Origin of the sequence: Candidatus Symbiopectobacterium endolongispinus (genome assembly GCF_018777385.1) — a bacterium.
GTDB classification, from domain to species: Bacteria; Pseudomonadota; Gammaproteobacteria; order Enterobacterales; family Enterobacteriaceae; genus Symbiopectobacterium; species Symbiopectobacterium endolongispinus.
The window spans coordinates 246,909-256,538 of sequence record NZ_JAFJYB010000005.1; the positions used below are offsets into that span (position 1 = coordinate 246,909).

Genomic DNA, 9,630 nt, shown 5'->3' on the forward strand with positions numbered 1-9,630 from the left:
GCCACGTCTTCTTTATTTCCCACCGTATTCACGGTTATCACCGCAGGAGCACCTGATCCATGACTTCGCCATCAGAACAACACACCTTGCCCGCCATAGACACACACCGTTAGCGCCCTGCGCGAACTGATTGCCGCGAAAAATCCGCAGTTCACCGCGCTCAGCGATAGCATCTGGGATGTACCGGAACTCAACTATGAAGAAACCCGCTCTGCTGCACTGCATGAAGCGGTACTCAAGCAGGAAGGCTTTCGCCTGACAACGGGTATTGCCGGGATGCCAACCGCCTTGCTGGGCTAATTTGGTTCCGGTAAACCGGTGATTGCCCTACTGGGTGAATACGATGCGTTGCCGGGCCTGAGCCAGCAAGCGGGCGTCGCTGAGCCTTGCCCTATCGATGCGGGTGGTAACGGTCACGGCTGCGGCCACAATTTGCTTGGCACCGCCGCATTGCAGGCCGCCACTGCGGTAAAAGATTACCTGCAACAGCATCAGTTATCCGGCACCGTGCGCTTTTACGGTTGTCCGGCGGAAGAGGGCGGCTCCTCCAAAGGTTTTATGGTCAAAGAGGGCGTATTTGACGATGTGGATATTGCCATCTGCTGGCACCTAGCCACCTTTACCGGCGTTAACAGCCCGGATTCTCTGGCTTGCAACGAACTGAACTTTTATTTCAAAGGCCGCGCTTCGCACGCCGCCAGCAGCCCACATCTGGGACGCAGTACGCTGGATGCCGTAGAGCTGATGAACGTTGGCGTTAACTACATGCGCGAACACATGCCGTCATCGGCGCGCGTGCACTACGCCATCACCGGCAGCGGTGGTCATGCACCTAACGTCGTTCAGGCCAACGCAACGGTACGCTATCTGGTACGGACGCGTCAGTTACCTGAACTTCACCAGTTAGTGAAACGTGTGAAGAAAATCGCACAAGGTGCAGCGCTGATGACCGAAACAGAAGTGAGTTGGGAAGTGATCAGCGGCGATGCCAACTGCACCGTGATGCAGTTGGCATCGCGGGTGACAATACTCAACCCCAACCCGATGCCGCCGTAGCGCGTGTCCATGCGGACAAACGCCTTGCTCAATTCGCCAACTTTGCTTTCATCAATGCCTGACCCTTGGTCACGCACCTGCAAGGTGATTTCCGGGTCGGCGGTAAGTCGCACGGTAATCGTGCTCTCTGGGGGACTGTAACGGTGGGCGTTTTCGATCAAATTACGCAGCAGCAGTTGCAGTAACGTGGCATCGCCCTGTATCGCCACATCTCCCTCGTTGATTTGCCAGTCAATACGCTGGTTGCGCTGACTGACCATCTCTTCCACCGCATCCTGTATGGGGACAATCACATCCTGAGTCAGCGAAACCTGTTGGTAGTGGCCGGCGGAAAACGCCACGGCGGCGCGTGCCAACTGAAGCAGTTGTTCAACGGTTCGTGTCATGGTATCGATGCGTGCAATCAGCGGTTGGCAATCGATCCCGTGACGCTGCTGCTGGAGTTCCAGGTGCAGCCGTATTCCCGCCAGCGTGGTACGTAATTCATGCGCGACGTCAGCGGTAAATTGGCGCTCTCGTTCCAGTGTTTCATTCAGGCGCACAAAGAGTTGGTTCATGGAGCGTGTCACGGCGGCAATCTCTTCCACCTGCTGATAATCGGCGATCGATTCGCGTATTTCCTTGGCGATATGCTCGTTGCGCGCGTGTTCGCTCAGCGTTTTATCCACCAGGAACTCGATCTGCTCATTACTTTCATGCCATAGCCAGGCGACACTGATGAGCTGACACGTCAGCAAAATACATCCCAGCGCGATGATAAGCCTCCAGCGCATGCTGGCCGCAGGGGGAGACATCGAGCTGAAAATGCGTTTCATGATTCATCCTCGGTGGTGAACAGGTAACCGAAGCCACGCAAGGTACGGATGCGCGCTTTGCCGATTTTTTGTCGTAAATGATGAATGTGAACTTCAAGTGAGTTTGAGGCGGGATCGTCATTCCAACTGTAAATATCCTGATGCAGCAGTTCACGGTGAACGGGCTGCCCGGCTTTTAATACCAGCCTTGCGAGAATCGCAAACTCTTTGGGCGTCAGAATAACCGATTTGTGCTTCAGGCTCACCTGTTGAGTCGTGAGGTCAAGACAGAGATCACCTACCACAACCAGATTGTCGCTTGCGCCTTGGTGGCGGCGGATCAGGGCTCTGACGCGTGCCGGCAGCTCCGTCAGCGCAAACGGCTTAACCAGATAGTCATCGGCTCCTGAATCCAGCCCGCTGACGCGATCGTCGACGGTATCGCGGGCGGTCAGGATTAATACGGGCATATGCTGGTGCTGTTTGCGCCAACGAGCCAGCAGTTGCAAGCCATCGCCATCCGGTAGCCCGAGATCCAGAACCACCAGACTGTATGGTGCGCTGTTTAACAGCGCATCCGCCTGCTTGGTTCCGCACGCGCAGTCGCAGGCGTACCCTTCCTGGCTGAGCGCCAGTAACAGTCCCTCTTGCAGTAAGGCATCATCTTCTACAATCAACAATCTCACGCAGTTTTATCCCGACATCCCTTGAGGATATCCCATTCAGGCTGATATTCGTTGGTAGTCACATTAAGCATTCCCAGTATGGTGTGAAACAGATTGTCTTGCGAATAACTTTGCGTTTGCGCGCGTTGTCGCAAACATGTCTCCTGCACGGCAAATTGTTGCTGGTAGTCGTGCGATAACCACATCAACATCGGAATATGCGTTTGTTGTGACGGGGCTACGGCATAGGGCATGGTGTGTAAATAAACACCGTCTTCCCCCAATGATTCTCCATGGTCGGAGAGATAAACCAATGCGGTATTGAACTTATCCTGATGGTTTTTCAGCAGCTCGATAACGTGGTTTAATGTGTTATCCAGGTAAAGCAGCGTGTTGTCATAGGTGTTGGTTAACGCCTCTCGGGAACAGTTCTGAATCTGGTTAGTGTCGCAGGTCGGTGTAAAGTGTTTGAACGCCTCGGGATAGCGTTTGTAATAGGCCGGCCCGTGGCTGCCAATCGTGTGCAGCACAATAATGGCATCGCTGTTCAGTTGATTGATATGCTCTCCCACGCCAATGAACAGCGCCTCATCGTAGCATTCTCCGCCGCTGCATAAGCCCGGTGCTGCGATGCTGGGAATATCTTTGCTGGGAACCCGATCGCAGACGCCCTTGCACCCGCCGTCATTTTCCTGCCACAACACATTGATGCCGGCGCGCTGAACAATATCCAGCAGCCCTTCCTGATGGCTGGCCAATGCGGCATCGTATTGCGTGCGTGGCATGTTAGAGAACATGCAGGGCACTGAAACGCCAGTAGAGGTGCCACAGGACTGGGTATTAGGAAAATAGATCACGTTGGCTTTTTTCAACTGCTGGTTGGTCTCTTTGCTGTATCCCCCCAGAGAGAAGTTTTCAGCGCGGGCGGTTTCCCCTACCACCAAAATGATTAGGTTTTTCTTACCATTAGCGTTTGCAGGACGTGGTCCCTGGTGTGCATCCAGGCCGATTTGCACCAATGGCTGATTGGCCAACGCCCGATGTTTAAAGTAGGAAAGATTGGCGGCTATCACATTGCTGGGGGTAATGGATTTCACCAACTCCTTGTTATTTCGCATTAATGACGCGTAATCTTTGTAAAATAGCGTGGCGACGAGCAATATTATCAACACTGACAGTGCGATAATCAAAAAGCGCTGACCCATACTGATCATGGTAAATGCTGTCGGTTTTATTTTTACCCACAAGGCGAAGCCGGCAGGCAAGACCCCGAACAGCAATACCCAGAGTGCCAGTTGCGGGGTTAACAGATCGACAGATTCCGACACGTTGGTTTCCATCACATTCTGTATCATGGTGCGATCGATAATAATGCTGTAGTTCAGCATGAAATATTGCACTGAAGCGCCCGCGATCAGCAGCGCGGCAATTGCCCATTGACGCAGATAGGGAATGGCGAACAGGGTAAAGACGATATTCAGTACGGCGAAAATCACCAACGGCATGCTCAGGAAAAAAGGCAGCGTGGCGCGCTGGCTGAAATCTAGCAGGTGCATCGTTTGACGATAGTAAGCAACGTTTTGCACCAGTGTGATAAAGGCGGAGAAAAACAGCACGTAGCCGATGCTTGTCCACTCGGGGCGGGAAAGGGTAAAACGAATTTTCATGGCTATCTCAATGAATAAAGACAAAATGAGTGATAGCGCGTGACGTTAAGATATTAAAATTAAGCCAACCTTAAGATGACGTTCAGATGTCGTGTAAAAGGGGGTAGAACCGTGAAATGCGGGGACGGGAGAAGGGACATTTGGTAGACTTAATGTCCTGTCTATGGTGGGTGCCTAAACGCTTAAGGCAATTAAATAGATGATGTCGAGGATGGTGTCAGTCATGTCAAATTCGCTTGTGTCTGGCGAATCAAATGAACTTGATTTGCTGGAGGAACGGCCGTTTAACCAGACGGACCATGAGATCCTGAAATCTTACGAGGCGGTGGTAGACGGTCTGGCGATGCTGATCGGTGAACACTGTGAAATCGTGTTGCACGCGTTAGAAGATCTTAAATGCTCTGCGGTGCGCATTGCCAACGGCGAACACACCGGGCGTAAAATCGGTTCACCGATTACCGATCTGGCGTTGCGTATGCTGCACTATATGGCGGGAGAAGACAGTAGCGTATCCAAAGCGTACTTCACTCGAGCCAAAAGCGGTGTGCTGATGAAATCAGTCACTATCGCCATTCGTAACCGCGAGCAACGTGTGATCGGCCTGCTGTGCATCAACATGAACCTTGATGTGCCTTTTTCCCAGATTGTGCAGACATTTATTCCGCCGGAAACCCATGAAGTGACCTCATCGGTGAACTTTGCCTCCTCCGTGGACGATCTCGTTGCGCAGACGCTCGAGTTCTCTATTGAAGAAGTGAACGCGGATCGCAACGTATCTAACAATGCCAAGAACCGGCAAATTGTGCTGAACCTCTATGAAAAGGGTATTTTCGATATAAAAGACGCGATCAATCAGGTGGCGGATCGCTTGAATATTTCCAAGCACACCGTTTACCTCTACATTCGCCAGTTTAAAAACGGTGATTTCAGCGGGCACGACCGCTAATGTTGCGTTATTGCCTCTTGGTGACAGGCCCGGCATACGGTACGCAGCAGGCGAGTAGCGCGCTGCTGTTTGCCCTGGCTTTGATTGCACAAGGGCACAGCCTGGAAAGCGTATTTTTTTATCGGGAAGGGGTGCTGAACGCCAGTCAACTGACGTCTCCCGCGAATGACGAGTTCGATTTGACGCGTGCGTGGCAGCAGTTGTGGGCAATGCACCAGGTGACGCTGAATGTTTGCGTGGCTGCCGCACTGCGTCGCGGTATCACGGACTGTGAACAGGAAAGGCTGCTCGAACTGCCTGCCTCTAATCTGCAACCGGGTTTTTCACTGAGCGGGTTAGGTGAACTGGCTCAGTCCGTGTTGACGTGCGATCGCGTCGTACAGTTTTAAGGAGCGATAATGAAACGCATCGCTTTTTTGTTTACCCATGCTCCGCACGGTGACGCGTCGGGGCGAGAAGGGCTGGATGCCTTATTGGCCACCTCGGCGCTGAGCGATGATATTGGTGTGTTTTTTATCGGTGACGGTGTGCTACAACTGTTGCCCGACCAGCAACCTGACACCATTCTGATGCGTAACTACATTGCCACGTTTGGCGTGCTACCGCTGTACGATATCGAGCGCTGCTATCTGTGCGCGGTGTCTGCCGATCAGCGCGGCCTGAACGCGGATACGGCATGGGTGATTGATGTTGAACGGCTTGCGCCGGATGCCCTGCGTGCAACGCTTGCCGACTATGACACTGTCCTTACGTTTTAATTTGAGAGTGTTTCATTTGAGAGTGCTACGCTTATGCAGCCTGTGACCCAATCTCTGAAAACGCGCTTGCACACGCTTTCACGTTCGCCCTATCACACCGATATAGACGCTATGTTGCGTTGCGTGTTGCCACAGGATGCGCTGCTGCTGCTGCAAGACGGCGTTATTGCCGCGTTGGGGCAGGGGAACGTGGTGGCGCGCCTGCTGGCATTGGGCATTCCTGTCTACGCGTTGCAGGAAGATGTGAATGCCCGTGGGTTGGCAGAACAAATATCAACCAGTATTCTACTGGTCGACTATACTGAATTTGTCCGGCTGACCGCCCAACACGCTGTGCAACTGGCGTGGTGATGCTGAAATTTTGACTATTTCTTGACTCTTTTCACCGTCAGCCCTAAAATTCTGCGTCCCCATATTTTACTCTGTAATATATGGGGCGATTTATCACGTGTTTACGAAGCGAAAAAAACCAGGAGTTTTTAATGGCAACAATTAACCAGCTGGTTCGCAAACCGCGCTCTCTGAAGGTTGCAAAAAGCAACGTTCCTGCGCTGGAAGCGTGCCCGCAAAAACGTGGTGTATGTACTCGCGTATATACCACCACTCCGAAAAAACCAAACTCCGCACTGCGTAAAGTATGCCGTGTGCGTTTGACTAACGGTTTTGAAGTGACTTCCTACATCGGTGGTGAAGGTCACAACTTGCAGGAACACTCCGTGATCCTGATCCGTGGCGGTCGTGTTAAAGACCTCCCGGGTGTGCGTTACCACACCGTACGTGGTGCACTGGACTGCTCTGGTGTTAAAGATCGTAAGCAGAGCCGTTCCAAGTACGGCGTTAAGCGTCCCAAGGCTTAATGGTTCTCCGTTAAGTAAGGCCAAACGTTTTAACTTAAATGTCAAACTAAACTCGTAGAGTTTTGGACAATCCTGAATTAACAACGGAGTATTTCCATGCCACGTCGTCGCGTCATTGGTCAACGTAAAATTCTGCCGGATCCTAAGTTCGGATCTGAATTACTGGCCAAATTTGTAAACATTCTGATGGTAGACGGTAAAAAATCTACCGCAGAAGCAATCGTCTATACCGCGCTGGAAACCATGGCACAGCGTTCTGGTAAAAACGAACTGGAAGCTTTCGAAGTCGCTCTGGACAACGTTCGTCCGACTGTCGAAGTTAAGTCCCGCCGTGTAGGTGGTTCAACTTACCAGGTTCCGGTTGAAGTCCGTCCGGTCCGTCGTAATGCCTTGGCAATGCGTTGGATCGTTGAAGCTGCTCGTAAACGCGGTGATAAATCGATGGCTTTGCGCCTGGCGAACGAACTTTCTGATGCAGCAGACAACAAAGGTACTGCTGTTAAGAAACGTGAAGACGTTCACCGCATGGCCGAAGCCAACAAGGCGTTCGCTCACTACCGCTGGTAATTCCCGCGGGCTAATCAGGCGGGCGTGCTTTGCGGCCCGCCCGTTTGTGTTAACTGATGAATTGAACGTCCGAAGATATAGAGGAAACAAATGGCTCGTACAACACCCATTGCACGCTACCGTAATATCGGTATCAGTGCACACATCGACGCCGGTAAAACCACCACGACTGAACGTATTCTGTTCTACACAGGTGTAAACCACAAAATCGGTGAAGTTCACGACGGCGCCGCCACGATGGACTGGATGGAGCAGGAGCAAGAGCGTGGGATTACCATTACCTCAGCTGCGACTACTGCGTTCTGGTCTGGTATGGCGAAGCAGTTTGAGCCGCACCGCGTAAATATCATCGACACCCCGGGACACGTTGACTTCACTATCGAAGTAGAACGTTCCATGCGTGTTCTTGATGGTGCAGTCATGGTTTACTGTGCTGTTGGTGGTGTTCAGCCGCAGTCTGAAACCGTATGGCGTCAGGCTAACAAATACAAAGTTCCGCGCATCGCGTTCGTTAACAAAATGGACCGTATGGGCGCGAACTTCCTGAAGGTCGTTGGTCAGATCAAATCCCGTTTGGGTGCGAACCCGGTTCCGCTGCAATTGGCGATTGGTGCTGAAGAAGGTTTCACCGGTGTTGTTGACCTGGTGAAAATGAAAGCGATCAACTGGAACGAAGCCGACCAAGGCGTCACCTTCGAATACGAAGACATCCCTGCTGATATGCTGGAACTGGCTGACGAATGGCACCAGAACCTGATCGAATCCGCTGCGGAAGCTTCCGAAGAGCTGATGGAGAAATACCTGGGCGGTGAAGAACTGACTGAAGAAGAGATCAAAAAAGCTCTGCGTCAGCGCGTTCTGAACAACGAAATCATCCTGGTTACCTGTGGTTCTGCCTTTAAAAACAAAGGTGTACAGGCGATGCTGGATGCGGTAGTTGATTACCTGCCATCTCCGGTCGATGTACCGGCGATCAACGGTATGCTGGATGACGGTAAAGACACGCCGGCTGAACGTCACGCAAGTGATGATGAGCCGTTCTCTGCGCTGGCATTCAAAATTGCTACCGACCCGTTTGTAGGTAACCTGACGTTCTTCCGCGTGTACTCCGGTGTGGTTAACTCCGGTGATACCGTGCTGAACTCCGTGAAAGCGGCGCGTGAGCGTTTCGGTCGTATCGTTCAGATGCACGCTAACAAACGTGAAGAGATCAAAGAAGTTCGCGCTGGTGACATCGCGGCAGCCATCGGTCTGAAAGACGTGACCACTGGGGATACCCTGTGCGATCCGGATTCTCCGATCATCCTGGAACGTATGGAGTTCCCGGAGCCGGTTATCTCTATCGCCGTTGAGCCGAAAACCAAAGCTGACCAGGAAAAAATGGGTCTGGCTCTGGGCCGTCTGGCGAAAGAAGACCCGTCCTTCCGCGTATGGACTGACGAAGAATCCAACCAGACCATCATCGCCGGTATGGGTGAGCTGCACCTCGACATCATCGTTGACCGTATGAAACGTGAGTTCAACGTTGAAGCGAACGTCGGTAAACCTCAGGTTGCTTACCGTGAAGCGATTCGCGCGAAAGTTACCGATATTGAAGGTAAACACGCCAAGCAGTCTGGTGGTCGTGGTCAGTATGGTCACGTGGTTATCGACCTGTATCCGCTGGAGACGGGCTCAAATCCGAAAGGCTATGAGTTCATCAACGACATAAAAGGTGGTGTAATTCCTGGTGAATACATCCCTGCCGTTGATAAAGGTATTCAGGAACAGCTGAAAGCGGGCCCGCTGGCGGGTTACCCGGTGGTCGATCTCGGCGTGCGTCTGCACTTCGGTTCTTACCATGACGTTGACTCCTCTGAACTGGCGTTTAAACTGGCTGCGTCTATCGCCTTTAAAGATGGCTTCAAAAAAGCAAAACCTGTTCTGCTTGAGCCGATCATGAAGGTTGAAGTAGAAACGCCGGAAGAGAACACCGGTGACGTAATCGGTGACCTTAGCCGTCGTCGTGGTATGCTGCGTGGTCAGGAATCTAACGTCACTGGCGTTGTGATTCATGCCGAAGTTCCGCTGTCTGAAATGTTCGGATACGCAACTCAACTGCGTTCTCTGACCAAAGGCCGTGCTTCTTACTCCATGGAGTTCCTGAAGTACGATGATGCGCCGAACAACGTTGCTCAGGCTGTTATTGAAGCTCGTGGTAAATAATTACCAAGCCTAATACATTGATCCCATGCCCTCTCCTCAGGGGAGGGTATTTGAGTAAGGAATATAGCCGTGTCTAAAGAAAAATTTGAACGTACTAAACCCCACGTTAACGTCG

10 protein-coding genes and 1 pseudogene are annotated in these 9,630 nt (G+C 52.1%); 8 read left to right on the top strand and 3 right to left on the bottom strand.

Translation table 11 applies throughout. The features are described from left to right. Positions 1–59: 59 nt before the first annotated feature. A pseudogene (locus tag JZM30_RS20075) lies at positions 60–993 on the top strand (amidohydrolase); the annotation flags it as partial. Here JZM30_RS20075 and pmrB read toward each other — a convergent pair. From pmrB to eptA, 3 genes are read right to left on the bottom strand one after another with little or no spacing between them, the layout of a single operon-like run. Further along, entirely contained in the window at positions 897–1,871 is a 975-nt protein-coding gene (gene pmrB, locus JZM30_RS20080; RefSeq protein ID WP_252320898.1) for a two-component system sensor histidine kinase PmrB, read from the bottom strand. The pseudogene JZM30_RS20075 and the gene pmrB overlap by 97 nt on opposite strands. Next, positions 1,868–2,536, bottom strand: coding sequence for a two-component system response regulator PmrA (gene pmrA / locus JZM30_RS20085; protein WP_252320900.1), 669 nt, complete (start codon positions 2,534–2,536; stop codon positions 1,868–1,870). Before pmrA ends, pmrB begins: the two co-directional genes overlap by 4 nt. Then, a complete protein-coding gene (gene eptA / locus JZM30_RS20090) occupies positions 2,533–4,182 on the bottom strand; it encodes a phosphoethanolamine transferase EptA (RefSeq protein ID WP_252320902.1) in 1,650 nt (549 codons plus the stop codon). The genes pmrA and eptA overlap by 4 nt, the downstream gene beginning before the upstream one ends. Positions 4,183–4,405: 223 nt before the next feature. On the opposite strand from eptA, the gene JZM30_RS20095 reads away from it, so the two are divergent. The 7 genes from JZM30_RS20095 to fusA all read left to right on the top strand — a co-directional run bounded on the left by JZM30_RS20095 (position 4,406) and on the right by fusA (position 9,515). Next, positions 4,406–5,128, top strand: a complete 723-nt coding sequence (locus JZM30_RS20095) for a helix-turn-helix transcriptional regulator (protein ID WP_252320904.1) — start codon at positions 4,406–4,408, stop codon at positions 5,126–5,128. Next, positions 5,128–5,517: a sulfurtransferase complex subunit TusD gene (gene tusD / locus JZM30_RS20100; protein WP_252320905.1), complete on the top strand. Its 390-nt coding sequence runs from the start codon at positions 5,128–5,130 to the stop codon at positions 5,515–5,517. Before JZM30_RS20095 ends, tusD begins: the two co-directional genes overlap by 1 nt. Positions 5,518–5,526: 9 nt before the next feature. Next, a complete protein-coding gene (tusC, locus tag JZM30_RS20105) occupies positions 5,527–5,886 on the top strand; it encodes a sulfurtransferase complex subunit TusC (protein WP_252320907.1) in 360 nt (119 codons plus the stop codon). Positions 5,887–5,928: 42 nt separating this feature from the next. Continuing rightward, positions 5,929–6,237, top strand: a complete 309-nt coding sequence (gene tusB, locus JZM30_RS20110) for a sulfurtransferase complex subunit TusB (RefSeq protein WP_291829390.1) — start codon at positions 5,929–5,931, stop codon at positions 6,235–6,237. 131 nt (positions 6,238–6,368) lie between these two features. Continuing rightward, positions 6,369–6,743, top strand: a complete 375-nt coding sequence (gene rpsL / locus JZM30_RS20115; RefSeq protein ID WP_195315730.1) for a 30S ribosomal protein S12 — start codon at positions 6,369–6,371, stop codon at positions 6,741–6,743. Between the two features lie 96 nt (positions 6,744–6,839). Then, complete coding sequence (rpsG, locus tag JZM30_RS20120) at positions 6,840–7,310, top strand: 30S ribosomal protein S7 (RefSeq protein ID WP_252320909.1); 471 nt, start codon at positions 6,840–6,842, stop codon at positions 7,308–7,310. A 90-nt stretch (positions 7,311–7,400) separates the two neighbouring features. Continuing rightward, positions 7,401–9,515 (top strand): elongation factor G, encoded by a 2,115-nt coding sequence (fusA, locus tag JZM30_RS20125; protein WP_252320911.1) that lies wholly within the window; start codon positions 7,401–7,403, stop codon positions 9,513–9,515. The last annotated feature ends 115 nt before the right edge of the window (positions 9,516–9,630 follow it).

Bases quoted from the DNA above. Each gene is read 5' to 3' on its own strand.
- pmrB (WP_252320898.1), bottom strand. From the start codon at position 1,871: ATGAAACGCATTTTCAGCTCGATGTCTCCCCCTGCGGCCAGCATGCGC.
- eptA (WP_252320902.1), bottom strand. From the start codon at position 4,182: ATGAAAATTCGTTTTACCCTTTCCCGCCCCGAGTGGACAAGCATCGGC.
- JZM30_RS20095 (WP_252320904.1), top strand. From the start codon at position 4,406: ATGTCAAATTCGCTTGTGTCTGGCGAATCAAATGAACTTGATTTGCTG.
- tusD (WP_252320905.1), top strand. From the start codon at position 5,128: ATGTTGCGTTATTGCCTCTTGGTGACAGGCCCGGCATACGGTACGCAG.
- tusC (WP_252320907.1), top strand. From the start codon at position 5,527: ATGAAACGCATCGCTTTTTTGTTTACCCATGCTCCGCACGGTGACGCG.
- rpsL (WP_195315730.1), top strand. From the start codon at position 6,369: ATGGCAACAATTAACCAGCTGGTTCGCAAACCGCGCTCTCTGAAGGTT.
- rpsG (WP_252320909.1), top strand. From the start codon at position 6,840: ATGCCACGTCGTCGCGTCATTGGTCAACGTAAAATTCTGCCGGATCCT.
- fusA (WP_252320911.1), top strand. From the start codon at position 7,401: ATGGCTCGTACAACACCCATTGCACGCTACCGTAATATCGGTATCAGT.